Origin of the sequence: Blautia sp. HCP3S3_C12, assembly GCF_052064155.1 — a bacterium.
In the GTDB taxonomy this organism is placed as follows: Bacteria; Bacillota; Clostridia; order Lachnospirales; family Lachnospiraceae; genus Blautia_A.
In genome coordinates this window covers 70,882-96,382 of sequence record NZ_JBQHWC010000010.1, presented here as the reverse complement: position 1 = coordinate 96,382, position 25,501 = coordinate 70,882, and the positions used below count along the sequence as shown (strand labels likewise).

The 25,501-nt window shown below is 39.8% G+C and carries 28 protein-coding genes; 22 read left to right on the top strand and 6 right to left on the bottom strand.

Annotated elements, in window-relative coordinates; translation table 11 throughout:
- Window positions 1-23: 23 nt before the first annotated feature.
- The gene (locus tag ACTNDS_RS09800; RefSeq protein ID WP_441035376.1) at window positions 24-1,364 is read right to left on the bottom strand and encodes an MATE family efflux transporter; all 1,341 of its coding nucleotides are present in this window, start codon (window positions 1,362-1,364) and stop codon (window positions 24-26) included.
- Between the two features lie 321 nt (window positions 1,365-1,685).
- Between ACTNDS_RS09800 and ACTNDS_RS09795 the strand changes: the two genes are divergently transcribed.
- The 12 genes from ACTNDS_RS09795 to ACTNDS_RS09740 all read left to right on the top strand — a co-directional run bounded on the left by ACTNDS_RS09795 (window position 1,686) and on the right by ACTNDS_RS09740 (window position 11,726).
- Window positions 1,686-1,958 carry a hypothetical protein gene (locus ACTNDS_RS09795; protein ID WP_441035374.1) on the top strand — a complete coding sequence of 91 codons (273 nt, stop codon included), beginning with the start codon at window positions 1,686-1,688 and terminating at the stop codon, window positions 1,956-1,958.
- 29 nt (window positions 1,959-1,987) lie between these two features.
- Entirely contained in the window at window positions 1,988-3,010 is a 1,023-nt protein-coding gene (locus ACTNDS_RS09790; RefSeq protein WP_020994048.1) for a transglutaminase domain-containing protein, read from the top strand.
- 259 nt (window positions 3,011-3,269) lie between these two features.
- Complete coding sequence (locus ACTNDS_RS09785) at window positions 3,270-3,902, top strand: methylated-DNA--[protein]-cysteine S-methyltransferase (protein ID WP_441035402.1); 633 nt, start codon at window positions 3,270-3,272, stop codon at window positions 3,900-3,902.
- Between the two features lie 219 nt (window positions 3,903-4,121).
- A complete protein-coding gene (locus ACTNDS_RS09780; protein ID WP_441035372.1) occupies window positions 4,122-4,709 on the top strand; it encodes an HD domain-containing protein in 588 nt (195 codons plus the stop codon).
- A gap of 5 nt (window positions 4,710-4,714) precedes the next feature.
- Entirely contained in the window at window positions 4,715-6,220 is a 1,506-nt protein-coding gene (locus ACTNDS_RS09775) for a hypothetical protein (protein ID WP_441035370.1), read from the top strand.
- A 42-nt stretch (window positions 6,221-6,262) separates the two neighbouring features.
- On the top strand, window positions 6,263-6,550 hold the full coding sequence (gene tnpA, locus ACTNDS_RS09770) for an IS200/IS605 family transposase (protein WP_441035369.1): 288 nt from the start codon (window positions 6,263-6,265) through the stop codon (window positions 6,548-6,550).
- Entirely contained in the window at window positions 6,547-7,641 is a 1,095-nt protein-coding gene (locus tag ACTNDS_RS09765; protein ID WP_441035367.1) for an RNA-guided endonuclease TnpB family protein, read from the top strand. The genes tnpA and ACTNDS_RS09765 overlap by 4 nt, the downstream gene beginning before the upstream one ends.
- A gap of 413 nt (window positions 7,642-8,054) precedes the next feature.
- A complete protein-coding gene (locus ACTNDS_RS09760) occupies window positions 8,055-8,354 on the top strand; it encodes a BMC domain-containing protein (protein ID WP_441035366.1) in 300 nt (99 codons plus the stop codon).
- A 23-nt stretch (window positions 8,355-8,377) separates the two neighbouring features.
- Complete coding sequence (locus ACTNDS_RS09755; RefSeq protein WP_441035364.1) at window positions 8,378-8,665, top strand: BMC domain-containing protein; 288 nt, start codon at window positions 8,378-8,380, stop codon at window positions 8,663-8,665.
- Between the two features lie 202 nt (window positions 8,666-8,867).
- Window positions 8,868-10,322, top strand: a complete 1,455-nt coding sequence (locus ACTNDS_RS09750) for a diguanylate cyclase (protein WP_441035363.1) — start codon at window positions 8,868-8,870, stop codon at window positions 10,320-10,322.
- An 81-nt stretch (window positions 10,323-10,403) separates the two neighbouring features.
- Window positions 10,404-11,153: an inositol monophosphatase family protein gene (locus ACTNDS_RS09745; protein WP_441035361.1), complete on the top strand. Its 750-nt coding sequence runs from the start codon at window positions 10,404-10,406 to the stop codon at window positions 11,151-11,153.
- A gap of 69 nt (window positions 11,154-11,222) precedes the next feature.
- Window positions 11,223-11,726 (top strand): gamma carbonic anhydrase family protein, encoded by a 504-nt coding sequence (locus ACTNDS_RS09740; protein WP_441035360.1) that lies wholly within the window; start codon window positions 11,223-11,225, stop codon window positions 11,724-11,726.
- Window positions 11,727-11,812: 86 nt separating this feature from the next.
- On the opposite strand, the gene ACTNDS_RS09735 is transcribed toward ACTNDS_RS09740, so the two are convergent.
- Entirely contained in the window at window positions 11,813-13,198 is a 1,386-nt protein-coding gene (locus ACTNDS_RS09735; protein WP_441035358.1) for an MATE family efflux transporter, read from the bottom strand.
- 142 nt (window positions 13,199-13,340) lie between these two features.
- Window positions 13,341-13,907, bottom strand: coding sequence for a class I SAM-dependent methyltransferase (locus ACTNDS_RS09730; RefSeq protein WP_303243455.1), 567 nt, complete (start codon window positions 13,905-13,907; stop codon window positions 13,341-13,343).
- A gap of 283 nt (window positions 13,908-14,190) precedes the next feature.
- Here ACTNDS_RS09730 and ACTNDS_RS09725 point away from each other — a divergent pair, with 283 nt between their 5' ends.
- From ACTNDS_RS09725 to ACTNDS_RS09715, 3 genes are all read left to right on the top strand, one after another.
- On the top strand, window positions 14,191-15,180 hold the full coding sequence (locus ACTNDS_RS09725) for a guanosine polyphosphate pyrophosphohydrolase (RefSeq protein WP_441035356.1): 990 nt from the start codon (window positions 14,191-14,193) through the stop codon (window positions 15,178-15,180).
- Between the two features lie 137 nt (window positions 15,181-15,317).
- Window positions 15,318-16,838, top strand: coding sequence for a putative basic amino acid antiporter YfcC (yfcC, locus tag ACTNDS_RS09720; RefSeq protein WP_173683068.1), 1,521 nt, complete (start codon window positions 15,318-15,320; stop codon window positions 16,836-16,838).
- A 29-nt stretch (window positions 16,839-16,867) separates the two neighbouring features.
- Complete coding sequence (locus tag ACTNDS_RS09715; RefSeq protein ID WP_441035354.1) at window positions 16,868-17,011, top strand: hypothetical protein; 144 nt, start codon at window positions 16,868-16,870, stop codon at window positions 17,009-17,011.
- 158 nt (window positions 17,012-17,169) lie between these two features.
- Here the strand turns inward: ACTNDS_RS09715 and ACTNDS_RS09710 are convergent, their stop codons facing one another.
- Window positions 17,170-17,331 carry a hypothetical protein gene (locus tag ACTNDS_RS09710; RefSeq protein ID WP_441035405.1) on the bottom strand — a complete coding sequence of 54 codons (162 nt, stop codon included), beginning with the start codon at window positions 17,329-17,331 and terminating at the stop codon, window positions 17,170-17,172.
- Window positions 17,332-17,614: 283 nt separating this feature from the next.
- On the opposite strand from ACTNDS_RS09710, the gene ACTNDS_RS09705 reads away from it, so the two are divergent.
- The 4 genes from ACTNDS_RS09705 to ACTNDS_RS09690 all read left to right on the top strand — a co-directional run bounded on the left by ACTNDS_RS09705 (window position 17,615) and on the right by ACTNDS_RS09690 (window position 20,867).
- Window positions 17,615-18,064 (top strand): flavodoxin family protein, encoded by a 450-nt coding sequence (locus ACTNDS_RS09705; protein WP_441035353.1) that lies wholly within the window; start codon window positions 17,615-17,617, stop codon window positions 18,062-18,064.
- Between the two features lie 532 nt (window positions 18,065-18,596).
- Window positions 18,597-19,475, top strand: coding sequence for a LysR family transcriptional regulator (locus ACTNDS_RS09700; protein WP_119234895.1), 879 nt, complete (start codon window positions 18,597-18,599; stop codon window positions 19,473-19,475).
- Window positions 19,476-19,600: 125 nt separating this feature from the next.
- Window positions 19,601-20,071 (top strand): flavodoxin, encoded by a 471-nt coding sequence (locus ACTNDS_RS09695; protein WP_173700997.1) that lies wholly within the window; start codon window positions 19,601-19,603, stop codon window positions 20,069-20,071.
- A 28-nt stretch (window positions 20,072-20,099) separates the two neighbouring features.
- On the top strand, window positions 20,100-20,867 hold the full coding sequence (locus tag ACTNDS_RS09690; protein WP_441035350.1) for a carboxymuconolactone decarboxylase family protein: 768 nt from the start codon (window positions 20,100-20,102) through the stop codon (window positions 20,865-20,867).
- A 189-nt stretch (window positions 20,868-21,056) separates the two neighbouring features.
- Here ACTNDS_RS09690 and ACTNDS_RS09685 read toward each other — a convergent pair whose 3' ends face one another.
- Together ACTNDS_RS09685 and ACTNDS_RS09680 are read right to left on the bottom strand one after the other, a co-directional pair.
- Entirely contained in the window at window positions 21,057-22,205 is a 1,149-nt protein-coding gene (locus tag ACTNDS_RS09685; RefSeq protein ID WP_441035348.1) for an SLC13 family permease, read from the bottom strand.
- 768 nt (window positions 22,206-22,973) lie between these two features.
- A complete protein-coding gene (locus ACTNDS_RS09680) occupies window positions 22,974-23,201 on the bottom strand; it encodes a hypothetical protein (RefSeq protein ID WP_300657019.1) in 228 nt (75 codons plus the stop codon).
- Window positions 23,202-23,307: 106 nt separating this feature from the next.
- Here ACTNDS_RS09680 and ACTNDS_RS09675 point away from each other — a divergent pair, with 106 nt between their 5' ends.
- The 3 genes from ACTNDS_RS09675 to ACTNDS_RS09665 are packed head-to-tail and all read left to right on the top strand — an operon-like array spanning window position 23,308 to window position 25,374.
- Window positions 23,308-23,631, top strand: coding sequence for a SymE family type I addiction module toxin (locus ACTNDS_RS09675; RefSeq protein ID WP_441035346.1), 324 nt, complete (start codon window positions 23,308-23,310; stop codon window positions 23,629-23,631).
- A gap of 5 nt (window positions 23,632-23,636) precedes the next feature.
- On the top strand, window positions 23,637-24,422 hold the full coding sequence (locus tag ACTNDS_RS09670; protein WP_441035345.1) for a ParA family protein: 786 nt from the start codon (window positions 23,637-23,639) through the stop codon (window positions 24,420-24,422).
- Window positions 24,412-25,374, top strand: coding sequence for a ParB N-terminal domain-containing protein (locus ACTNDS_RS09665; RefSeq protein ID WP_441035343.1), 963 nt, complete (start codon window positions 24,412-24,414; stop codon window positions 25,372-25,374). Before ACTNDS_RS09670 ends, ACTNDS_RS09665 begins: the two co-directional genes overlap by 11 nt.
- The last annotated feature ends 127 nt before the right edge of the window (window positions 25,375-25,501 follow it).

The following is a 25,501-nucleotide window of genomic DNA, read 5'->3' as shown; positions in this document are numbered from 1 at the left end:
CTGATAACAGGAAGCCATTTTTATTATTTGGCTGAGTTTTTATTTAACAGCCGGAAACAGATTACAAAAAAGATAATTCCATATACAGTTGTAATCGGTGTCGCCATTCCAACATAAGTCAGAGATGTTTCCGGTAATCTCGACATAATGATAGATACCGGAATTCGGATGCAGAATGCGGAAGTGATTCCCTGGATCATAACAGGAATACTTTTTCCACAGCCATTAAAATATCCGATACTGCTGAAAAGTACACAAGTCAGTATACAGTCGGCAGAGAAACCTTTCAGGTAAGCGGCACTCTGCGCGATTACCTCGGAATCATTGGTAAAGAAAGAGGATAATACTCCGCCTCCGAAGAATCCTACCATAAAGATGATGATTCCAACGGAACATCCGGTAATGATTGCAGTGTAAAAACCCTTCCATGCCCGGCTTTTCTTTCCGGCACCGATATTCTGTGCAACAAATGCTGATACACTCTGCATGATAGAGGACGGAACCAGCATAATAAAGGAAACGATTTTCTGTGCAATTCCATATCCGGCAGATGGCATCAGACCCATCTGATTGATAACAGAATTTACGACAAGAAATGAAATCTGAACCGTTGTCTCCTGAAGTGCAATCGGCACACCTACGTTCAATATTTTCCCCAACTCTTCCTTATAAATCCGACATTGTTCTCTGGAAAATTCTATAGGCATATCCTGCTTTCTTAATACAACGACAGAACAGACAACAGAGACAAACTGTGCAAATACAGTGGCAATGGCGGCACCTGCAACATCCATGTGAAATACTCCAACCAGAAGCAAATCTCCCAGAATATTTACGATGCAGGCAATTCCTACGAACAGAAGTGGAAGGTTTGCATTTCCCACACCTCGCAGCACCCCGCTGATTACGTTGTATGCAATAATAATAACGATACCGGCAGAACAGATTCTGATATAAAGAATCGTTTTGTCAAAGGATTCAGCCGGTGCCTGTAAAAGATGCGCAATTCCTCCGGCGGCAAATTCCAGTACAAATGTCATGATGACAGCAATGATCAGAAAAAGAATGATCGTAGTTCCGACCGCATTTCCTGCTTCCTTTGGTTTTTGTTCTCCGATGTGATGCCCGATTATTACGGTGGAGCCCATTGCAAGGCTTGTAATGATAAAAGTAGCCATCTGCATAAAGGAACTTCCTGTTCCTACTGCGGAAATACTCGAGGCATTTCCAAATTTTCCAACAATCAGCAAATCAACTGCACCATACGCAGCCTGCAGGATCAATGCTCCAAGTACGGGAATGGCAAACCGAAGCAAAGACTGGAACACAGGTCCTTCTGTAAAACTTATTTCTTTTTTCGACATTTTTTCCTCCTGAGAATGTGGCCTGAATGATTCAGATAGGCAGATATCATATCTGAAGCATTTAGATATTATCAGTATAACATAGTTATTGCGCACATTCTACTGTCACGTTGATAACCTTGTAAGTCTTGGAGTTACTGTGTTACTGTTTACTCAGTGCCTTGTAACAATCTTTTTCCATATCAAATAAGCTCCATGTTCTGATTGCGAATATCAGTTGAAGTATGTTACTATAAGAAAAAACATAGCTATATCATATGATTTTTGACGAGGTAAATCAGATGGCTGGTGACACAGAAACATGATAAGAAAGGCAAAAACATGGCATCAGAAAGAACAGAAGAACTATACAGGGTTTTGCTCAGCAAGGGTTATCCGAAGGAGTTTTGTGCAGAGATCGCATATAAAAATATGAATACAGATTATACCGCAACCAGAATGCTGGGTTATTTGTATCGGTATACAAATCCTAAAATCGAAGATCTGGTAGATGAGATGCTGGCGATTTTAAGTGACAGGGCACAGATAATAGAGAAAAAGGAATCTGAACATGCGCAGGCAATGATCAGTGAAATGTACCGGAAGGGATTATAAGTGACGAAGAACTTGGAGATAAGATAACAATGGAGCAATATTATTACAACCATATGAATAAGGCGCAGCAGGCTGCATATCACAGCATTCTTAGCGGTGTGAAAAACCTGGCGGATGAATTTCAGATTCCGGCATTAGAGGGAGAAGAACTTTATAATGTATTTTTTCAGATGCGTCTGGATCATCCGGAGATATTTTGGGTGAGCAGTTATAAATACCGGTATTATAAAGATTCTCCGAATCTGATTTTTATTCCGGAGTATCTTTTTGATAAAAAGAAGATTTGCGAACATCAAAAGGCTATGACTGCCAGAGTTGAGAAGCTGATTCGCCCGGCTCAGAAGCTGTCTGAGTGGGAGAAAGAGAAGTATGTACATGATTTTATCTGTGAAAATATCCGCTATGACAAACTGAAAAAATCATATTCCCATGAAATTATCGGACCGTTGGGGCAAGGCGTTGGTGTTTGTGAGGGAATCGCAAAAGCAGTAAAGGTTTTGTTAGATGCACTGGGAGTCTGGTGTGTGATTGCAATCTGTGGAAATAATCCTGAGAAGGGGATTAAGTATCGCCACACATGGAATATCGTAAAAATAGGAGGTACATATTATCATCTGGATGCGACCTTTGATAATACCTTGGGGAAAGATCGTGAGACTTCTGAAATCCGCTATGATTATTTCAATTTGGATGATTCACAGATTTTCAGGGATCATGAGCCTCTTATTGCGCCGGCGCCTCACTGCGGTGATCATGAGCACTTTTACTATAAGGAGAAGAAGCTTTCTTTTACTAAGAAAGAGGATGTGTATAAACGTTCTTTGCAGGCGGCGAAGAAAGGCAGGGTGCTTATTTTTCACTGGAGAGGCGGTTATCTGACAAAGGAAGTACTGAAGGAATTGCTGGAGCTTATCCGGAAAGCAGGAGATGAGAAAGACAAAACAGCAATGGTCAGCATAAACTGGCCGCAGGCAGTTATTCGTGTCCAGTATACGGATATGCAGGTACAGGAGAGTGTGACAATAGAGGAAGCGAATGAAGGGGAAAAATAGATGTAATAAACAGCTTGACTTTTCCCGTGTGAGGATAGAGCTTTTAAAAAGAATGTGGTCAGAGTGAGAAAACAGCCGAGATGCGGGACAGGGAATTAAAAGAAATCAGGAAGCGGGAACAGTATAGGAAAGCTATATCATGTATGGAAGAGGAACAGTATGATAAGGCAATAATTTTGTTTAAGGGACTTCCAAGAGATTATGAAGATGCCAGAAATAATTTTAGGGAATAAGGGTGAAACAAATGAATCAAAATTGCATGATTACACGAGAAGCAGCGCTGGAATTCGGTTTATCATTTCAGAATACATATACGGAAAGACCTTTCCGTGACCAGAACTGGCAGGTGGTAAGAGCGAGGGAAAACAAAAAAATTTTTTTATGGATCTATGAACGAAACGGTTATGTTAATCTGAATGTAAAGGCAAACCCGGAGTGGCGTGATTTTTGGCGAAGTGCCTATGAATCTGTACAGGCTGGTTATCATCAGAATAAGGAACATTGGAATACCATTATTCTAAATGGGACGGTACCGGATAAAGATATTAAAAGAATGATATCCGAAAGCTATGATCTCGTAACATACAGCCCGACAAAGAAGATTTATGAGGCAGTGAAGCAAATTCCGAAAGGATGCGTTGCAACTTATGGTCAGGTTGCCGAAATGGCAGGGAATCCGAGGATGTCGAGAGCGGTAGGGAATGCCCTCCATAAGAATCCGGATCCGGAGCAGATTCCCTGTTATCGGGTAGTGAATTCCAGAGGAGAACTGTCAGGGGCTTTTGCCTTCGGCGGTAAAGATGTACAGAAAAAGCTACTGGAAGCAGATGGAATTGAGGTTGTCAATGGAACGGTGGATTTAAAAAAATATGGATTAAAAATATTACGGTAATCCGCACTTATTTCTTCACTGCGTTCCCTGATTCTTGTGGTGATATTTATATTGATTCTTCCACAGATCATTGCTCAGATATCCGGGTGATATTCTGGGCATATCCCCTGACCTGGAGCATCAGCTCTGTGATTTTCCTATATCTGTTTTTGCGTGGAAAATGGGTATACGGATTTGAGAAAGAAAATAATAAGCAATATTAAACAAGGAGAAGATGATATGGATAGTCGAGCATTTCTGGATTTTCTTAAAGTGGCGGAAAAATTAAAATGTAATACCAGACATTCTTACACCTCCTCCGGGAGACATGAGAGTGTTGCAGAGCATAGCTGGAGACTTGCTGTAATGGCTTATTTTGTGCGGGATGAATTTCCGGAAGCGGATATTGATAAGGTAATACAGATGTGCATATTCCATGATATGGGGGAGGCGATTACAGGAGATATTCCGGCATTTGATAAAACATCTGCTGATTCAGATCATGAAGCTTATGTGATTGATAAACTATTGGATGCTTTGTCGGAACCATACCGCAGGGATTTGAAAGAGCTATTTGATGAAATGGAAGCTTTGGAGACATTGGAAGCAAAAATATATAAGGCACTGGACAAACTGGAAGCGCTTATTCAGCATAATGAGGCTGACCTTTCTACCTGGATTCCACTGGAATATGATCTTCAGATGACATACGGAAATAAAGAATGCAGCTTTTCGGAATATATGAATGAACTGAGGGATACTGTCAGAGAAGATTCAAAAAAGAAAGTCCGGCAGGAAAAAATAAGTAATACAATGGATGGAGAATAATTCAAATGATAGTTAACAGGTGTTCGGAAAATTTACTTACAAAATCAAAAAAATTATATGAGAATTACAGAGATAACTGTACAGTGGTTCAGAGAATGCTGGAAAAATATAAAAAGATATATCCCAATATTTCTGATTATTCTATTATGCATTTTATAGATATTGCAGAATTTTGCGATTTAATCATGGACAGACAGCAGCTGGAAGATTTGAATGAAGATGAGTGCTACTGTTTTTTGATGGCGGCTCTGTTTGCTCATACCGGATTTGGTTTAAATCAGGAAATTATGAATAAATATATAAGCAAACTGGGAATTCAAAAGCAGACTCAATCGCTTACATTCCTGCAGATCATGAGTAAATATCATGTTTTGTTCAGTGCGTGTCTGATAGAAGAATATGGAGATATATTTGAATTTCCGTCAGAGATACATAAACATGCCATAATCAGTATGCTGCGTTTTATTGGAGATAATAGTGATGATATAAATCAACTGGAAGAAATTTTGGCATTAGACAATAAAAAAACTGTCAGATTGAAGGGTCTGGCAGCAGTTCTTGTGGTTGGAAATCAGCTTGCAGAATTGAAAAACATAAATCCTGACCTGGATTATGAGGCTTTTGATAAATATAATTCGGAAGAGATTGTTGGATTTGTTGAAAGAAATGTGGTAAGAAGCATCACTGTTAAAGATGGTAAACTTGTGATAGAAGCAGGCGGCTCGGATTCCGCCTATGCATTGATTGAAAGAAAAGTAAATTTAATTACCAATAATTTTGAAAAGATTTTCAGAAGTCTGACTCATGGGTCGGGTGATAAAGCCAGTCTTTTTGGCATTGATTCCATAGAACTCAAATGTGTTCTGCCTGCTGAAAATTCAGAGAAGATCTATCTTAATAAAGAAATTGAAGAATCATGGACAGAAGAAGATATAGAACTTTTTCATAAACTCTCTTTTGAAGAAAGAGTGTTTTATGCGGATTATCTGTCTACAGAGTTTGAGATCACCAAGTTTCTTGTGGACTTTGCAAAGACAAACAACGCAGTACTTGCGGGATTAGAATATAGAGTAAAATCACCGAAGTCCTTATATAATAAGCTCTATCAGAGAGTAGAGAAATCTTTTTTTGATTCAATAGCGGATGTTATTCGTTATACAGTGATACTGGAGCCGAAAAATTATGTTGAACAGATACGTTCTGTGACAGATGCTCTGTATGAGAAAAACTGGAAAATCTATTCATTGAAAAATTATTGGGTCAATGACAGCTTTCCATATAATGGTGTAAATGCCAAGTTTAAAAATTCACGTAACTATCGTATTGAAATCCAGTTCCATACTCAGGAAAGCTTTAATGTGAAGATGAGTGAAGAAGATCACAAATTGTATGAGCAAAGAAGGGTTTTGGAACCTGGCTGCGAGGAGTATAACAGAATATTGCAGTTGCAGCTGAAATTATATTCAAATATGGAATATCCTGAGAATATTGAGGATTTAGACAAAATTTAACATAATATATAGCAAGAATTCTCCTTCCTCTATAGGTGGGAGATGAATTGCAAAAAAAACAGAAAAGAACACTCGTTCTGCAATGCGATTCATGGTATTGACCATGTGCATGTAATGTTTCGTGCACAGCCTAAAACGGAACTCAGTAAATTTATCAATGCATATAAAAGTGCCAGCAGCAGGCTGCTGAAAAAAGAGTATCCGGAAATCCGGGAAAAACTTTGGAAAGAAGCATTCTGGAGTCAGAGTTTCTGCCTTTTGACGGCAGGAGGCGCACCAGCTGAAGTAATCCGTCAATACATCGAAACCCAGGGAGAGAAAAAGCATTGAACATAGCATATCGTTTCCGGATCTATCCAACAGAAGAACAGAAGATACTTCTGGGAAAAACATTTGGCTGCTGCCGTTTTCTGTATAACCAGATGCTTAATGACAAGATCCGGGAGTATAAAAAGACGAAAAAACTGTTAAAAAATACACCAGCCATGTATAAAAAGGAGTATTCATTTCTGAAAGAAGTAGATTCGCTGGCACTGGCAAATGTTCAGCTTCATTTGGAGAAAGTATATAAGAAATTTTTCCGTGATCCCAAGGTTGGATTTCCACGTTTCAAGTCAAAACATCACTCCAAAAACAGCTACACAACAAATGTAGTCAACGGAAATATTCTGGTAGAAGATAAGCGGATCCGGCTTCCCAAATTAAAATGGATCTCCATGAAAAAACACAGGGAGCCTGCAGAAAACTGCTGTCTGAAATCAGTGACAGTCAGTATGGAGCCGTCCGGAAAGTATTTTGCAAGTCTGCTGTATGAAGGATACAGCTGCGAAAACCAAGCAGCAGATAATGATTACAGCAATGCCAAAATACTGGGAATTGATTATGCGATGCAGGGGATGGCAGTGTTTTCAGAAGAGATTGAACTTGAAAAAGCAGGATTCTTCAGAAGAAATGAAAAAAGGCTGGCAAGGGAGCAGCGTAAACTGTCGAGATGTGTAAAAGAAAGCCGCAATTATGTGCGGCAGAAAAAGAAAGTTGCCAGGTGCCATGAAAAAATACGAAACCAGAGAAAGGATTATCTGCATAAACTGAGCCGCAGGATTACAGACCAGTACGATATAGTCGCGGTAGAAGATATTGATATGAAAGCGATGGGCCAGTGCCTGCATTTTGGAAAAAGTGTACAGGATAATGGATACGGGATATTCCGGAATATGCTGGATTATAAGCTTGCCTGGAAGGGAAAGAAATTAGTAAAGATAGACCGCTTTTTCCCTTCAAGCAAAAAATGCAGAAAGATAAAAAAAGAGCTGAGATTATCCGAAAGAGTATACCGCTGCATGTGTGGAAATGAGATGGACAGAGATCGAAATGCAGCGATCAATATCCGTGAAGAGGCAAGAAGGATGCTGGCAGTATAAACTGTCCATATCCGGACAATAAGTAAGAAAATACGCCCGTGTCCGGGCAAAAAGAATCGCGGGGCACGCGAGGATAGCTTGTAGATACTTGGCTCAGTAGAGTCATTGAGCAAGAAGCCCCCACTTCAAAATCTGGGATTTAAGTGGTGGGAGCATGTCACAGTATTGGATAATTTGAGATCAGAACTGCTTGAAAGCTTGTGACTAATTATAAAAGAGGGAATTTATGGAAATAGTAAAAAAGAAATAATCCAACGGTCATATCTCCTGAAAAATGTGGGATTGTGTTGTGTTTTGTGAAATTTTATGAGATTCTAGCAGAAAACGACTTGTAAATATAGTGAAAACAAGGTATACTGGTATAAAAGAAAACAGTCGGGAAAACCATGTTCCCGTCGTGTAAGGAGGATAAAATGGCAAAAAACTATGATGGTATGGCGGTTGGGGTGTTTGAACTGGATAACCTGGTAGCTTGCTTTGTCGCTCTTGATGCAGCATCCAAGGCTGCAAACGTAACAATTCAGAGTGTGGAACGAAATCGACTGAAAAGTGGGGCATGTGTCAAAATGCGTGGCAGTGTTTCCGATGTAAATGCTGCAATGGAAGTGGCATTGGAGACAGCCAGACCACTGGGTAAGATTGTTTCCCACACTGTGATCGCAGCACCTACGGCAGATACTGAAGTGGCACTCAAGATGACCATTAACAAATAGAACATGTCAGGAGGATATAGAAGATGTCATATGGAGCATTAGGATTAGTGGAGGTTCTGGGAAGCTGCAATGCAGTCGTTGTCCTTGACCAGATGCTGAAAACATCAGAAGTGGAATTCCGTACCTGGCATACCAAGTGCGGAGGCCATGCAACCGTATTCTTAAGCGGTGACGTAGCCGCAGTAAAAGCTGCAGTAGATGCTGTAAAGGGAAATCCACCCTGCGAAATTGTAGCGGCAGCTGTAATCTCAGCTCCGTCAGAAGAAACATCACGGCTGGTGGAAGAAGAGGAAGCGAAACATCACAAATAACCATGAAAAGGACTTTCTGCAGATCGGTGAATAAAGTGCAGAGAGTCTTTTTGTATATATATCAAAATCCAGTAACATTGTTATTTGAGGATGAGATTAACTGTAAGGAGTTTCGACTTTACGCTAAAATAGTTTCATGTTATCATTAGCGTAACTAAAAAACATTTAAGAGGAAACTGTTTTTGAACAGGAGGTGCTGCATATGAAGATAAAGCATTCACAGATGGGATTTTACATTAAAGTAAGCAGCCTGTTTATTGTTATGGTAGTTGTCGGCTTTCTGGTTTTCTTTGTAAATATCCAGAATGCTGTAAAAGAAAATTCGCAAAAATCTATGATAACCAATGTGTCCAGACAGAGCGAACATTTGAGAGAGATTATGAAGATACATTATCAGTATCTGAGTGAGATTGCGGAAGAAATGGGAGAAGAAGAATTACTTTCAGAAAGAAATCTGAATGATATAGTTTCCTTGCAAAAACATACGGATCTTGAAAGAGTAGCATTGATAGAGCCTGATGGAACATCCCATTATGACAATGGGGATGTTAAGAACGTTTCCCATCGGAGATATTTTAAAGAAGCTATGAATGGGAAGGTGACATTAAGTGAACCTTTAAACAGCAGTGTTGACGGGAAAATAAGAGTAGTTCTTGGAGTGCCTGTATATAAAAATGAACAGGTAATAGGAGTCCTGGGAGGCTCTTGTAATGTATCTGCAATAGGTAAGATGCTTTTTGAGAATCTGTTTGGCAAAGAGGGAAATATCCTGATTCTGTCAAGTAATGGGATGGTTATATCCTGTGATGACAGTTCTAATAAAAGTATAAAGATTGCCAGAGAGTCTAATTTGTTTGAATATTACAAAAAAGAAAAGCTGCATGATTGGGCAGAGAAGATAGAGGATGATTTTGAATCTGAGAAAGAAGGCTTTGCTCAGTTTAAGGTTGTTAAGAATGAAAAAATAGATTATTTTCTTGCATATATGCCGCTGGGGATGAATAACTGGATGATTGCCTATATTGTGCCTGCAAACCTGGCTATAAGTAATTACAGCTTTGCCAATCAGTACGCGATTGCTTTTCTGGGATATTTTACTATTCTTGTCCTGCTTCTGATACTGGCAATTCTCCGCAAAAGCAGGAAAGAAAAAGAACAGCTGATGGTACGTGCACAGAGGGATTCTCTGACTGGCTTGTACAATAAAGAAACAACGCAGAATCTTATTTCTGAAATTGTGTCAGATGGTAAAATGCATGGTTTTATGATTCTGGATATTGACTTTTTTAAATCTGTGAATGATACCTATGGACATGCTGTTGGGGATAAGGTCCTTAGTGCGGTTGGGAATTTGTTTCAGATGCAGTTCCGAGATCAGGATATTATAGGTCGAATTGGCGGCGATGAATTTATTATCCTGATGCGGGATATACAGAATAATGAAATCATAGAAGAACGGATAAACTGTTTGTTTGAGCAGGTTCGTAATTTATCTGTACCTGAGCTGGGAGAAGCCAGAATTACATTAAGTGCTGGTGTTGCGATTTCTCCAAAGGACGGAAATACTTTTATGGAATTATACAGACATGCGGATAAAGCACTTTATAAAGTGAAAAGTGAAGGAAGAAATAATTATCAGCGATATAAAAAAATGTGATTGGATAGACAGTAATCTGTAAAATGTACATAAATGGTTTGTAAACATCAATAATAATTTGTGATGGGGAGTGATGGATCAATGAAAGATATACATACAATATTAAACGAAATCATTGTCGCTGCAAAAGAGTGTGGACAGGTTATGCTTCAGGCAGACAGAAATAATTTTGGGATTAAAGACAAAGCAGGAAAAGCAAATTTTGTTACAGCATATGACTGCAAAATCCAGGAAATACTGCAAATCAGGCTGTCGCAGATTCTTCCGGAAGCAGAATTTCTGGGAGAGGAAGAGGATTGCCGGATTGACAGAAATGCGGAATATATTTTTGTGGTGGATCCAATTGATGGAACTACCAATTTTATTAAAGATTATCATATGAGCTGCGTGTCTGTTGGTCTGATCCGAAACGGGAAAAGATATCTGGGAGTGGTGCATAATCCATATCTTGATGAAACCTTCAGTGCAATTTCCGGTGAAGGTGCATATATGAATGGAAATGCCATTCATGTATCATCGGATGATCTGGAAAACAGTATTGTTTTGTTTGGCTCTTCTCCCTATAATACGGAACTTGCAAAAGCTTCTTTTGAACTGGCTTATGAGTATTTCCAGAAATGTCTTGATATCAGAAGGAGTGGTTCAGCAGCTCTTGACCTGTGCTCTATAGCATCAGGAAGAGCAGAACTTTACTTTGAACTGATATTGTCCCCATGGGATTTTGCTGCAGGTGCACTTATTGTTGAAGAAGCTGGTGGGATAGTAACAACTGTTGAGGGAGGGGCACTTCCGTGTCTGGAGAAGAGCTCGGTTTTGGCACGAAATAAGTGAGGGCTCAGATCTCCGGATAATGGTTATGAATATTTGCTTTAGTAACGTAGAAAGGTGAGTTTTCAGAAGATGAATTATAAAAATGTAAAAATATCAGAGGATGCCAGAATTGCAAAACAGTCGGTAGTGATCGGAGATGTAACGATTGGACGTGACAGTTGTGTTCTGCATTATGCGGTGATACGTGGGGATGATGCCCCTGTTGTGATTGGTGAAGAGTCAAATATCCAGGAAAATTGTACCATCCATGTAAATCATAATATGCCGGTGCATATTGGAAATAATGTGACAGTAGGACATAATGCAGTGCTTCACGGATGTGTGATTGGAGATCGGACATTGATCGGAATGGGAGCTGTTGTCCTTGACGGCGCCAGAATTGGCAGGGACTGTATTGTTGGAGCAGGAAGCCTTGTGACAAAAAATACAGTAATACCGGATGGTTCTCTTGTAATGGGCAGTCCTGCCAAGATTAAACGAAATCTTACCTGGGAAGAGAAACTGAGTATTATTGAGAATAGTAAGGAATATATTACAGTGTCTGCTGAAATGCAGAGACAGGGAGTGTTATAGAGCTGGAAAGCTTCCGGTTATAAAAGCTTTGAAGGATAATTAAAAAGACAGAAGGTATCAGATCGGATTACCTTCTGTCTTTTTAATTATTCTTCTGGGATTTTCTGGATAACAGTTCTGTTTATGCTTATCAGGAAGAGCACAGATATGATCAGTGAAATGACTTCTGCAATGGGGAATGACCACCAGACAGCGTGGAGTCCACCGATGGATGCCAGGATGTATGCAGCGGGAACCAGAACGAAGAGCTGTCTCATAATAGATACGATCATACTGAAAACAGCCTTTCCCAGTGCCTGGAATACAGTTCCTGCAATGATGCAGAACCATGCGATCAGATAATGGATACCGATGATCCGAAGTGCAGGAATACCGATGGCAAGCATATCGCCAGAGGCACTGAACATTCCCAGGAGAGCCTCTGGTATGAGTTCATACGCCAGAAAGCCAACAAAGGTAAAGCAGAATGCAATGGACATGCTGACCTTGATCGTCTGGATCATACGCTTTTTGTGACGGGCACCGTAATTATAGGCAATGATTGGTGTAATACCGTTATTAAGACCAAACACAGGCATAAAGAAGAAGCTTTGCAGCTTAAAATAAACACCAAATACTGCAGTTGCAGTAACCGTAAACTGTACCAGGATCAGATTCATGGAATAAGTCATAATGGAGCTGATGGACTGCATAATGATGGAAGGAATACCTACTGCATAAATATGACCGATAATTATTTTATCCGGGCGGAAGCCTTTGAAATTAAGACGAACCTCAGGATTAAATTTATGGTTGCAGACCCCGGCAACAATGCAGGCTACAAATTGGCCGATCACTGTGGCAACAGCTGCTCCTGCAACTCCCATTTTGGGTGCTCCCAGGAGACCAAAGATCAGGATAGGATCCAGGATAATATTAGTGAATGCACCACATAATTGAGAAATCATGCTGAAAATAGTTTTTCCGGTAGAAGCGAGAACGCGTTCGTAGAAAAACTGACCAAACATACCAAGGGAAAAAATCATAACTATGCTTAGATATTGAATTCCATATTGCATGATTTCCGAATCTGCCTGGCTGATCTGGCTGGCGTAAAATGGTTTTACTACCAGAAATCCCAGGACTAGGAATACCAGAAAACTCAGAAAATACAGAAAAGCAGCATTTTCAGCGGCCTGGTTGGCTTTTTTGAAATTCTTTTCCCCAAGGGATTTAGAAAGCAGAGCATTCATACCTACACCGGTACCGGCACCTACAGCAATCAGAAGGGTCTGCAGGGGAAACGCCATGGACACGGCCGTCAGGGCATTTTCAGAAAGCATGGCAACGAATACGCTGTCTACAATATTGTACAATGCCTGTACCAGCATGGAAATCATCATGGGCAGAGACATGTTCAGTACAAGCCTGCCTACAGGCATTGTACCCATTTTATTTTCTGCTACAGGAGCAGAGGTGTTTTGTTGATTCATAGTTCCTCCATTTTGTGAATTATAGCAATCCTCGTAAATAATACATCTTAAGCATTATCTACGAGGATTGCTATGGAATGAAAAAAATATAACATGAATAGCAGAGGGTTTCAAGAGCTATGTAAAAACATCAGGAAAGTTCTCAGGATAACTTTATGACCAGCACAGGAATAGGAGGATGATTGGGGCGGTTATAATATTCGCTTTTTATAACCAGATATTTATGAGAATCCAGTTGCTTAAGCCATGCCAGAATCTGATCTCTCTCCTCAAAACCGGAATCACCACCGCTGTAGATGCAGAGAGATATCATACCTCCTTTTTTTAGAAGGATTAAAGCTTGTGACAGTGCCTGTACGCTGGTTTCTCCTCTGGTGGCCAGAGCATGGTTTCCTCCCGGCAGATAACCAAAGTTAAAAACAATACAGTTTACACTGCCAGGTTCTGCATATTGAGCCATATTTGCGTGAGATTCCAAGAGAAGGGTGTAATTGTCTGGAGCATTGGCGGTATCCAGACGTTCTCTGGTTGCGTTCAATGCCTGTTCCTGAATGTCAAAAGCAAGCACTTTACCGGTACTACCGCAGAGTCTGGAGAGGAGGAGGGTATCATTGCCATTTCCCATGGTTGCATCAATGCAAAGATCCCCATCCTGTACCTGGTTTCGGATAAAACCGGAACACCACGCAGTGATTTGATAATTATTCATATAATTCCTCCGAAAATCAGAAATATTTGTCAGTTGATACGTTGTGATGTTTTCTATTTTGCCAGAATCTGTGGAAAAGTCAAGAATTTATAGGAGATAGTAATAAATAAAAAGTTTGCGGACTTATTTTGGATAACGTGTTATATTATATTGAAATTAACCGAAGCAGTTATTCGGTTATGAGCAAGTAGCAAAGCGGATTGCGAATATCCGCTTGACCTGTGATCCGTGGATTATTGCGGATTGTTTATGAAAATTGAAAACTTCAAAAGAGGAAAAGCTTATGATTACATTAAATGATTACCTGTATTCAGGAGATACGGTCTTAAAAATTTTACAGAAATATACCCGGGATCTGAGGAAAGAAGCGAAGCTCACTCATAATGAAATTGATCTGATGCATGTGAATTTCCTGATCCAGATTACAGAGCTATTAGAGCACAATGATTTCCTTACAGCGCAATCTCAGAAAATCAGGGAATTTTATAAATATATGGCTCATGAGTATCCCTTTCTTGCATTTACATTTAAAGGAAGGATTAAGTCGCTGATTCGGGCGGAGGAGAAATTTAACGGTTACATTGTGGAATATATTTACGATTATTATACAAAACATGGAACCTATCCTTCTGTGCCGGAACTGAAAAATAAACTCAGCTGTTTTCGGGATTTTATTGCATACAGGATTGTGTTGTGTATGCCAAAGTGTCATCTGAAACCAGGAGAAGATCAGGAAATGGCGTCGATCCGCTATCTTTATGAGATTGCCAATGTTCTGCCTGGCTTTCTGGAAGAGAGAGGGTTTACTGTGGAGTCTGCTTATGGAGTGAAGAAAAGTACATCGCCGCTTCTAAATGAAGATGTGAAGCCCTATTATCGGGATTATATCTGTGGAACCAACAGGGAAGGGTATCAGTCCTTGCATATCACAGTTTATGACAACAGTTCCCGCTCTTTCATGGAAGTGCAGCTGCGCACCAAGAAAATGGATGATAATGCAGAAATTGGTTCGGCGAATCACCTGGGATATGAGAAGAAACAACAGGATGAGCGTGCAAGACGTGATGCTATTCCAGAAGGCGAGTGTGTTTATTTCGATGAAGCTTATGAACGGGGCATGCGTCTTTTGCAGCTGGAACTGGCAGATCTGGATGTAAATATGTTTTCCGCAGTAGATAACAGTCTGATCAATGATGGGTGCGGACTGTTTAGGGGAAGACTGATATTACCTTATGAACATTTGTCAAGATTTCAGAATGATGTGATTGATTGAATAAAACGCCTATCTTTTGATGTATAAAAATACAGGGAAATGACAAAAATTGATAAAATATGTAAATTATTAGTTATATTTTAGGCATTCTATGGTACACTGATATAGTATATCAAAAATGGGAGGGAAACTCGAAAATGAGCAAAAAAGAAGGAAAAGGGTTAAAGTCTTTTAACAAGGGATTTCAAGTGCCTGACACCTACATTATTATTTTTTTAGTAGTTGTTGTCGCTGCACTTCTGACTTTCCTTGTACCAAAGGGATTTTACGAAACACAGGATATTTCGTACATGATCAATGGTGTTGAGAAAACCCGTACAGTAATCAAAGACGGAAGTTTCCAGTATCTGACAGACGATGCAGGAAATGTAGTGACAGAGGGAGTAGCACTTTTTAGTGGAGATGGTGGAACAGGATTCTTCAACTATATGTATAACGGAATCGTAAGCAGTTCTGCAATCGAGATTATCGCATTCCTTATGGTAGTAGGTGGTGCATTCGGTATCATGATCCGTACAGGTGCGATTGAATCCGGATTGATCGGATTGATCCGTAAGGCAAAGGGAGCAGAAAAACTGCTGATTCCGATACTTTTCGTACTGTTTTCTCTTGGTGGAGCAGTTTTTGGAATGGGAGAAGAAGCACTTCCGTTTACTATGATTCTTTGTCCGTTGTTTGTAGCAGTTGGATACGATTCAGTTATTGCAGTTCTTGTTACTTATGTTGCAACACAGATTGGTTTCGGTTCATCATGGATGAATCCATTCTCTGTAGGTATTGCACAGGGTATTGCAGGTATTGACGTATTCTCCGGAGCAGGATTCCGTATGGTAATGTGGGTAGTATTTACAGCACTCGGCTGTGGAATGACTATGTTCTATGCATCAAAGATCAAAAAGACTCCGACAATCTCAATCGCATATAAGACTGATGCATATTTCCGTGAGCAGAATGAAAAAACAGGAATTGACGAAGGACATTCGTTTGGTCTTGGACACATTTTAGTTCTTATGACACTGGCTGCTACAGTAGTATGGGTAGTTTGGGGAGTTATGACTCAAGGATACTACATGCCGGAGATTGCTACTCAGTTCTTCATTATGGGAATTGTTTCCGGTGTGATTGGAGTTATCTTTAAACTGAACGATATGAAACTGAATGATATCGCAACATCATTCAAAGATGGAGCAAAAGACCTGATCGGTGCTGCACTTGTTGTTGCTATGGCACAGGGCATCATGCAGGTTCTTGGTGGATCTGATCCGACAACACCTACGGTTATTAATACAATTATGTATAATATTTCAAATGCACTGTCTGGAGTTTCCGGAGCAGTTGCAGCAGTACTTATGTATCTGTTCCAGTCTGTATTCAACTTCTTCGTTGTATCCGGAACCGGACAGGCTGCGATCACAATGCCAATCATGGCTCCACTGTCAGACCTGTTAGGTGTTTCACGTCAGACAGCTGTAGTTGCATTCCAGCTTGGTGATGCATTTACAAACCTGATTGTTCCTACATCAGGATGCCTGATCGGATCTCTTGCAATTGCAAAGATTGAGTGGTCTAACTGGATTAAATTCATGTGGAAATTCCTTGGTGTATTAATGATTGGTGCAATTATTACAATTCTTATTGCAGTTGGAACTGGATTCTAAAACATACATTTGATAATTGAGAGTGATTTATGATGAAATTAATTCAGAATATTGATGTCTATGCCCCACAGCATCTGGGGAAAAAAGATGTACTTACAATCAATGATAATCTTGACAAGGAACTTCAGCTTGTTGAAGTAATTGCAAAAGGGAATACAGTTTATACAAAATAAAGTATATTGATGTTAAAAGCACCAGTCATTCAGTTGGCTGGTGCTTTTTGCAACGGATCCTGAATAATAAGATCACTTATGCCGGGAAACGAATGACCAGAGACAAACTATTGTCGTACCTGTTAGCAGAATCCATATCTTTTGATATGTTAATTATACTATATCTTCGATAATTCTAATATTTTTCCATTAATACTTATTGTTACAACTTGCCCTGGTATGAACTTTCCACTGCTTTGAAGTGCTTTTTTTGCTGCCATCTCCAATCCACCACAGCCGTTGCATTTGTCTTTATTAATCCTGATAATCTTTCTTATCATTTTTACCCTCCGTCAATAGAATTTAACTTTTGTTTCTGCTAGAATTATAGTATGATAAATACAACTTGTATGTTTGATTTCCAACAGGAGGAAGGATTTTGGCAGATTATCTTTGTATGGATCGTGCAGCAATGTTTACAGAGATATTTAAGTTACAAAAGAAGGTTTTATAAAAACGAATAGAAATCATTTTGAATTGATTACTTGCAATGAAACAGATTTACAAGCTGACAAATGATGGTATAATTAATTCTATTGTTGAGCTGATAGAAAGGGTATAGGTATGAGAAAAGCAATCATATATGCATCTGTGCATCATGGAAATACAGAAAAATTAGTAAAGAGCATAGCAGAAGAGTGTCAGGTCGATTTGATTGATGCAGTAAAACAGTCAGATGCAGATCTGAGCAGTTATGATATGATCGGGTTTGCATCAGGAATCTATTTTTCAAAGTTTCATCAGTCCATATTGAAATTTGCGGAAAAGAATTTACCAGATGACAAAAAGGTCTTTTTGATCTGTACTTATGGTGGAAGTGGGAATTATAAATCCATAGAGCGGATTTTGGATAAAAAACATGCCAGTGTAGATGGTAAATTTGGATGCAAAGGATACGATACATTTGGGCCGTTCAAACTGTTTGGAGGTATTGCAAAAGGACATCCGGATGATAAAGATATCCAAAATGCAGTGGAATTTGTAAAAAACTTAAAAAATATAAAGACGAAATAGAAACATTAGATTTCATCTTCAGGGAGCAAAAGTGCCAATATGTCTATTCCTAAACAGTATCAGTGGCAGCCTGGAATTCGATTCATAATGAAACCGTCACCATATGGGATCAACACCGAAGAGAGCAGGAATACAGAAGAACGCAGAATGTGATTATAAAATATGAAAAAGGGGAAAGCGTCGATCATCCGAAATTTGGCGAAGGAATCATAGAAAAAATAGAGCAACGATCTTGCTTTGTGAGTCTTCATATTCGCTTTGGAGAAGAACTGAAAGTGATAGATCAGAAATGGCCTCTTCAGACAAAATACAAAAAAAGAAAATGATAACAGTAATATTTGTCTGCTACGGCACTCTCTGAAAGCTTCGCCAAAAAGCCAGTAAAATCACGGTCCGGAGGGCATAGGCGGTTAGAAAATAACCCGAAAATAACCCACGGTATTTTGTGCAGATATTACATGTAAATATAGATGATGTCTGGGATGCAATATGATAGAATGGTTACAAGAAAAATTTGTAGGAATATAAAGATATGGAATTAAGATTATTACGCTATTTTTTAACAGTAGCAAAAGAACAGAGCTTTACAAAAGCAGCAGAACAATTGCATATTACCCAGCCAACGCTATCCAGACAAATGGCGGCATTTGAAGAGGACCTGGGAATAACATTATTTATTCGAAACGGGAAGAAAATATCGCTCACTGATGAAGGAATTTTATTAAAAAGGCGTGCCTTGGAGATTCTTAATCTTGAGGAAAGGACGCTTGAGGAACTGAAAGGAAAAGAAGAGGTTGTAGAGAGCACGATAACCATTGGATGCGGTGAATTTGCAGCAGTGGAGACATTGGCGAAGATATGTAAAACATATAAAGAAAAATATCCGCTGGTTCAGATTGTATTGCATACTGCAACAGCAGATGTAGTGTATGAGATGATGAACAAAGGACTTGTAGATATTGCATTATTCATGGAGCCGGTGGACACCGAAGGGCTGGATTATATCCGGATCACAGATTGCGATCACTGGTGTGTCGGAATGCGGCCGGATGATCCGCTGGCAGAAAAAGAGTTTATAAAAAAAGAAGATCTTATTGGAAAGCCCTTGATCCTGCCGGAAAGAATGAACGTTCAAAGTGAACTTGCCAACTGGTTTGGGAAAGACTTTTCAAAATTACAGATTGCTTTTACGAGTAATCTTGGAACGAATGCCGGAGTTATGGCAGCAAATGGACTGGGGTATCCAATTTCAATTGAGGGTGCTGCAAAGTATTGGCGAGAGGATATTCTTGTACAGCGAAGAATTTCTCCTGAAATCACGACCAGTACGGTGATTGCCTGGCGACGGAATATCCCATATTCTTTGGCAGTCCGTAAAATGATCGAGGAGATTAATGCTTTTCAGGCATAAAACAAAATTCAATATAAGCATTAGACATAATGAAGCGATAGAGCTTAAAATAGATGTGTAAGATGAATGTAAATCTTATACATCTATTTTTTGTGAAAAATACGTATAGAAAGGGGCTTTTTATTATGAGTAAAAAATTAGTGGCATTTTTCAGTGCAAGCGGAACAACAAAAAAAGTAGCACAGATGATCGCAGAGGAAGCAAAAGCGGATTTGTTTGAGATTGAGCCGAAAGTTCCATATACAAAGTCTGATCTTGACTGGATGAATAAAAAATCCAGAAGCAGTGTGGAAATGAGTGATAAAAAATATAGACCGGCGATTATGAAAAAAGAGATGGATATGAGTTCTTATGACGAGATCCTTCTGGGATTCCCAATCTGGTGGTATGTGGCTCCGACAATCATCAATACATTTTTAGAAGCTTACGATTTCAGTGGTAAAAAGATTGTGCTTTTTGCAACATCCGGAGGAAGTGGATTTGGGAACACTGTGAAAGAATTGCAGTCATCTGCATCAGACGCAGTTATTACAGAAGGCAGACTGTTAAATTGTGGAACGAAACAGGAAATCACTGAATGGGTAAACTCTTTATAAATAACAGCGTTATGGAGGTATACAGAATATGGGAAAAATAGTACAGACAGCAGGAAGAAATACACTTGGTGAATTCGCACCGGAATTTGCACATTTTAACGATGATGTACTTTTCGGCGAAAACTGGAATAATCAGGACATCGACGTAAAAACAAGAAGCATTATTACAGTGGTTGCTCTGATGGCTTCCGGAATTACGGATTCTTCTTTAAGATATCATCTTCAAAATGCAAAAAATCATGGTGTGACACAAAAAGAGATTGCTGCAGTGATCACACATGCCGCATTCTATGCAGGTTGGCCAAAAGCATGGGCTGTTTTCAATCTTGCAAAGGAAGTGTGGGAAACAGGCGAAGGAGATTTGCCATACGAAGAGGAAGCGATGCGGGCGCATGCAAAAGAGATGGTATTTCCAATTGGTGAACCAAACGATGGCTTTGCACAGTATTTTTCGGGCAGGAGTTTTCTTGCACCGATTTCTACTTCTCAGGTTGGAATTTTCAATGTGACATTCGAACCAGGATGCAGAAATAACTGGCATATCCATCATGCAAAAAGTGGAGGCGGACAGATTCTGGTATGCGTTGCCGGAAGAGGATATTATCAGGTAGAAGGTAAAGAAGCTGTAGAAATGAAGCCAGGCGACTGCATCAATATTCCGGCAGAAGTGAAACACTGGCATGGCGCAGCACCGGATGAATGGTTTTCACATCTGGCAATAGAAGTTCCGGGCGAAAATAGTTCCAATGAATGGCTTGAACCGGTAAGTGATGAAGAATATAGAAAACTAAAATAGGAAGGTTGAAAAAACTATATTTATAAGACAATTAGAAAGTTGTAAAGTGGTGTAAAGATTAATGATCTTTGTATTGGCACCGAAAATTTATTTATTTCTCCGCGGCTTTTCTTCCAGGATGGGAGAGTGCCGCGGAGAATTTTTTGCGAAGAAAGAATTGCTATAGCTTTTGTAATTCCGGGAAAACCTTTATCTAAGAAAAAAATACAATATTAACATGAATATCATGAATATAATATTGGAGGCTGTGAATATTCCAAAATACTTCCCTCTCAGATTCCTGTTTTCTTTTGCAATATATTTGAAACTTATCAGGCTTGCCATGGATGCAATCAGAGTGCCGAGACCTCCAATATTGGTTCCGACAATTAAAGCCCGGTAATTATCTGTAAAACCGGATAAAAGAAGCGCAGCGGGAACATTGCTCATAATCTGACTGGCAAGAACAGCAGTAAGTGTTTCCCTTCCTGCCATGATTCTTTCCAGAAAACTGCTGAATTGCGGAATCCTTCCAAGGTTGCCGATAAAAATAAATAATGCGATAAAGGTGGCAAGCAGGGAGTAATCCACCCTGCTTATATTTTCCCTGTTTCTTAGCAGCATATATATAAGAACCAATACAAGAGGAATCTGGTATGGAATGATACGTGCAACAGTGAGCAGGCAGATTGTAAATAAGATCAGGTAAGCGGCCAGGTATTCCATGTTAAGTTCTTTTCTGTCAGAGAATCCCAAAAGAGTTTTATCTTTTTCGGAACCGCACACGTGAGGTGCTTTGGCAGCGGCTACCTGTATCCATATCAGAAGAAGGATAAGTGCTGTGGCGGAATAGGGGAGCATCAGGGTTATTAATTCTGCCGCGGACATCCCTGCTCTGGCATATAGATAAAGGTTCTGCGGATTTCCGATTGGTGTGAGCATGCTTCCGAGATTAGCAGCGATTGTCTGCATGGCTACTATTTTAAGAAGCCAGTAATTGCCCAGTTCCTTTGGCAGTTTATGCACAATGATCAGTGCAAGAGGAACAAAAGTAATCAATGCCACATCATTGGTGATCACCATTGACAGGAAGAAACATAAGAGTACCAACAGCCTGATCACACCCACAGTTCCCGATGTTCCCATCAGCAATTTTTTGGCAAGTATATCAAAAACACCAACAGCCTTCAAACCAGCTACAATTGCCATCAAACAGAAGAGGAGCCCGAGAGTCCTGAAATCGATATAAGTAAAATAAGCCTTATCCGGTCTGACCCAGAACATAGAAAGAAGCGCCAGGATCACTGCAATTGACAAAACGGTTTCTTTCCTGAAAAAAACATATAATTTTTGTAACATAATATTTCCTTTCCGGTCTGATACGACCGCGTATAAGTATATCACAGAAACATCCAGAAAAAAAGAATATCATTTTGTATTATGGATTGTGTTTGCGATTACCGCCTCATTCCTGTATAATAAAAATGTTATCAATGGCGACATCATTTCAAAAGTTCAGAATATGAAAGGAAAACGTTTTGGAAGAACTATACAGAAAATATCAGGGAAAAACAATAAAAGATGACTATGGGAAAAATTCCAAGGAATTTATAGATTTTGCAAATGACATGAAAAAGAGCATTGGGAAATTTGTTTGAGCAGTAGTCTGCACCCCCTAAACTGACTACGATTTGACTACTACAGACGGAAGTGATTTGCTTCATTTTGCACTTTTTTGCAAAAAATGTAGTAAATGAGAAGAAAACTACGATACCTTGAAATGCTGATAAAACCTTGCAAAATACGGAATTTCAAGGCAATTTGAGAGGAGAAAAAACAATGATTCGAGTACTTTTCGTATGCCACGGCAATATACTTACGTAGCTGTGCCAATATGCGTAGAGTGCCTGATTTTACTAGGATTTTCAAGGGTTCGAGGGAAGTGGAAGGTCAGATTTAGACCAAGTTTAGACCATTTGAAATGTGTAAGAAATAAGACAAAAAATAATCAAATGGGAGCCTTGCTGATATTTATTTAACATAGAAAATTGCACATTGGAGATTGTTTATGAAGAAAATAATCGTCCGGTGATGTGTGGAAATGTATCCATACGTCACCGGTTTTTTTTACGTTTCAGGGTTCGATTTTTTATCTCGTTCCATAGCTTCGTCGATGGCTCGATTGATAAAGGCAGTTGCGCTTTCGCCCATTGCATCAGCGTGATCCTTAATGATGGAACGCTTCTCAGGGGTTACACGAACTTTTATTTCAACGAAACGGTCATTGTATTTCTTATTAGCTCTTTTGCGAGCCTCAGTAAGGCCTTTATAAGAACCGGCTTTTTCTTCACTCATAGCAGTCCTCCGGAAGTGTATTGACATAGACATGCCTGTGAAAAGTATAGCACAGATGGGTACATAAGACTATGTAAAAATTATTTTTTTGAAAGGATGACAATCAATGAAAAATCAGAGAAACAGAAGCATGAAGGTACATGCACAGAGTGGATATAACTACAAGTCAACACCTACCATCATTCTGAAAGGAAACTGGCTCCAGGAGCTAGGCTTTGAGATTGGGGATTACATTACTGTCAGCTGTGAGGATGGAAAGCTGATTATTACACCGGATGCAGAGAAGGCTGAAATAGCAAAGGCAGAAGCAGAATTCATGGAGAAGGAAATGAAGAAGCTTCAGAAGAAGTTCCAGAAGGAAAAGGAAATGCTCCATGCAAAGTTTGTGGCAGAGAGACCTGCGGAGTATGCTGCAGAAAGAGAGGTGTAGTAATTATGGGTAAGGTTATCGTTATCGGATCACAGAAAGGTGGCGTGGGTAAAACCACGACCACTCTGAACCTGGCACATTCTCTTCAGAGTATGGATAAGAAGGTGCTTACAATCGATTTTGACAGCCAGGCAAATCTCACCACCTGCTACGGCGTAGAGGACACCAATGAGTTGGAGCATACAATCGGTCATCTGATGATGACTCAGATTGAAGAGGATGCTCCGGAAAGTCTGGAAGCTTTTATTCAGAGTAAGGATGGTGTAGATTTCATTCCTTCATCAATCTATCTGTCGGTGGTGGATGCGAAGCTTAGAACAGAGATGGGCGCGGAGAGGATGCTGGCAGAGGTTTTGGAACCCATTAAGGACAGATATGACTATGTGCTTATTGATACTTGCCCTTCGCTGGGAATGCTTACTATAAACGCACTGGCGGCGGCTGATGAAGTCATTATCACGGTGAATCCTCAGCTTCTGGCGATGATGGGATTGCAGGACTTCCTTAGGACGGTGAGCAAGATTAAGAAGCGTATCAATCCTACACTTACTATTGCAGGTATTCTACTTACCATGTGCGAGAGTAGAACCACACTTTGTAAGGTGCTGATAGAGGAAGTGATCGGAAGCTTTCAGGGACAGATAAGAATCTTTGAAAATAGGATACCAGCTACGGTAAAGGTGGGAGAGAGCATTTATTATTCCATGCCGATTGCGCTATACAGTAAAAATGCATCTGCAGGAATCGCATATAGAAAATTTGCAAAGGAGCTGATTGCTTATGAAGGCTAATAATAAAAGAAAAGTATTTGGTGACGCAGTGGATTTGTTGATGGATGAAATCGAGGAGAGAGATGTACCAAGAGGGATTCAGATGATTCAGATTAAGAATATTCAGCCATTTCATGACCATCCGTTTCATTTGTACGAGGGAGAACATCTGGAGGATATGATAACAAGTGTAAAGGAGCATGGCATTCTAAATCCGGTAATTGTGCAGAAGATTGATGGCGGATATGAAATGCTTTCCGGGCACAACAGAATGAATGCAGCAAAGCTTGCCGGACTAAAGGAGGTGCCGGCTATTGTGAAAACGGATTTGTCTGAGGAAGAGGCTTATGTATATGTGATTGAGACCAATCTGATGCAAAGATCATTTTCGGATTTGCTGATATCGGAAAAGGCTGCAGTGTTGAAAGCGAGATATGAAAAGGGATCCTGCCAGGGCAAGAGAAATGATATCATGCGTGAGATTGCACGTCTTGAAGGGAAGGAAGGGGATTTAACTTCTGGTCACGGTGACCAGAAGTTGACCACCAGAGATTCTATTGGTAAAGAATATGAATTGTCTGGAAGTTCTGTTGGTAGATTGCTGAAGCTGAACGATCTCATCAAACCATTTAAGGATATGGTAGACAGAGGTGCCCTTTATATAAAGGTTGCTCTGCAGTTGGCATTCCTTCCGGAGGAAGAACAGAATATGGTGTTAAATGTGATGCAGGAAAAGAAAACCAAGGTTACAATTGATATGGTAATGAAGCTTCGCAGCCATTCTGGAGCTTTGACGGATGCCATGGTAAGGCGGTATCTCAGTACGGAGCCGATAAAGAAGAAATGCTATAAGGTGCCTGCAAGAATTGTAGAAAAATACTTTGTTGGAATGGATCCCAATAAGGTGGACAGTATTGTAGAGCAGGCATTGGAAGCCTGGTTCCATAAAGGGAAGGATGGTGCCGATGTTTGATGAAAGAAGCCTTAAGATGATTGATTCGGGGTACTTCAATATCATTTTGATGGATGATAGAGATATCACGATTCAGAGCCGGAATACGGGTCATTACTGGTACCTGCATTGTACGGAGTATCCTACA

Excerpts from the sequence above, each read along its gene's own strand:
- ACTNDS_RS09800 (WP_441035376.1), bottom strand. The coding sequence starts at position 1,364 with ATGTCGAAAAAAGAAATAAGTTTTACAGAAGGACCTGTGTTCCAGTCT.
- ACTNDS_RS09795 (WP_441035374.1), top strand. The coding sequence starts at position 1,686 with ATGGCATCAGAAAGAACAGAAGAACTATACAGGGTTTTGCTCAGCAAG.
- ACTNDS_RS09790 (WP_020994048.1), top strand. The coding sequence starts at position 1,988 with ATGGAGCAATATTATTACAACCATATGAATAAGGCGCAGCAGGCTGCA.
- ACTNDS_RS09785 (WP_441035402.1), top strand. The coding sequence starts at position 3,270 with ATGATTACACGAGAAGCAGCGCTGGAATTCGGTTTATCATTTCAGAAT.
- ACTNDS_RS09780 (WP_441035372.1), top strand. The coding sequence starts at position 4,122 with ATGGATAGTCGAGCATTTCTGGATTTTCTTAAAGTGGCGGAAAAATTA.
- ACTNDS_RS09775 (WP_441035370.1), top strand. The coding sequence starts at position 4,715 with ATGATAGTTAACAGGTGTTCGGAAAATTTACTTACAAAATCAAAAAAA.
- tnpA (WP_441035369.1), top strand. The coding sequence starts at position 6,263 with ATGAATTGCAAAAAAAACAGAAAAGAACACTCGTTCTGCAATGCGATT.
- ACTNDS_RS09760 (WP_441035366.1), top strand. The coding sequence starts at position 8,055 with ATGGCAAAAAACTATGATGGTATGGCGGTTGGGGTGTTTGAACTGGAT.
- ACTNDS_RS09755 (WP_441035364.1), top strand. The coding sequence starts at position 8,378 with ATGTCATATGGAGCATTAGGATTAGTGGAGGTTCTGGGAAGCTGCAAT.
- ACTNDS_RS09750 (WP_441035363.1), top strand. The coding sequence starts at position 8,868 with ATGAAGATAAAGCATTCACAGATGGGATTTTACATTAAAGTAAGCAGC.
- ACTNDS_RS09745 (WP_441035361.1), top strand. The coding sequence starts at position 10,404 with ATGAAAGATATACATACAATATTAAACGAAATCATTGTCGCTGCAAAA.
- ACTNDS_RS09740 (WP_441035360.1), top strand. The coding sequence starts at position 11,223 with ATGAATTATAAAAATGTAAAAATATCAGAGGATGCCAGAATTGCAAAA.
- ACTNDS_RS09735 (WP_441035358.1), bottom strand. The coding sequence starts at position 13,198 with ATGAATCAACAAAACACCTCTGCTCCTGTAGCAGAAAATAAAATGGGT.
- ACTNDS_RS09730 (WP_303243455.1), bottom strand. The coding sequence starts at position 13,907 with ATGAATAATTATCAAATCACTGCGTGGTGTTCCGGTTTTATCCGAAAC.
- ACTNDS_RS09725 (WP_441035356.1), top strand. The coding sequence starts at position 14,191 with ATGATTACATTAAATGATTACCTGTATTCAGGAGATACGGTCTTAAAA.
- yfcC (WP_173683068.1), top strand. The coding sequence starts at position 15,318 with ATGAGCAAAAAAGAAGGAAAAGGGTTAAAGTCTTTTAACAAGGGATTT.
- ACTNDS_RS09715 (WP_441035354.1), top strand. The coding sequence starts at position 16,868 with ATGATGAAATTAATTCAGAATATTGATGTCTATGCCCCACAGCATCTG.
- ACTNDS_RS09710 (WP_441035405.1), bottom strand. The coding sequence starts at position 17,331 with ATGATAAGAAAGATTATCAGGATTAATAAAGACAAATGCAACGGCTGT.
- ACTNDS_RS09705 (WP_441035353.1), top strand. The coding sequence starts at position 17,615 with ATGAGAAAAGCAATCATATATGCATCTGTGCATCATGGAAATACAGAA.
- ACTNDS_RS09700 (WP_119234895.1), top strand. The coding sequence starts at position 18,597 with ATGGAATTAAGATTATTACGCTATTTTTTAACAGTAGCAAAAGAACAG.
- ACTNDS_RS09695 (WP_173700997.1), top strand. The coding sequence starts at position 19,601 with ATGAGTAAAAAATTAGTGGCATTTTTCAGTGCAAGCGGAACAACAAAA.
- ACTNDS_RS09690 (WP_441035350.1), top strand. The coding sequence starts at position 20,100 with ATGGGAAAAATAGTACAGACAGCAGGAAGAAATACACTTGGTGAATTC.
- ACTNDS_RS09685 (WP_441035348.1), bottom strand. The coding sequence starts at position 22,205 with ATGTTACAAAAATTATATGTTTTTTTCAGGAAAGAAACCGTTTTGTCA.
- ACTNDS_RS09680 (WP_300657019.1), bottom strand. The coding sequence starts at position 23,201 with ATGAGTGAAGAAAAAGCCGGTTCTTATAAAGGCCTTACTGAGGCTCGC.
- ACTNDS_RS09675 (WP_441035346.1), top strand. The coding sequence starts at position 23,308 with ATGAAAAATCAGAGAAACAGAAGCATGAAGGTACATGCACAGAGTGGA.
- ACTNDS_RS09670 (WP_441035345.1), top strand. The coding sequence starts at position 23,637 with ATGGGTAAGGTTATCGTTATCGGATCACAGAAAGGTGGCGTGGGTAAA.
- ACTNDS_RS09665 (WP_441035343.1), top strand. The coding sequence starts at position 24,412 with ATGAAGGCTAATAATAAAAGAAAAGTATTTGGTGACGCAGTGGATTTG.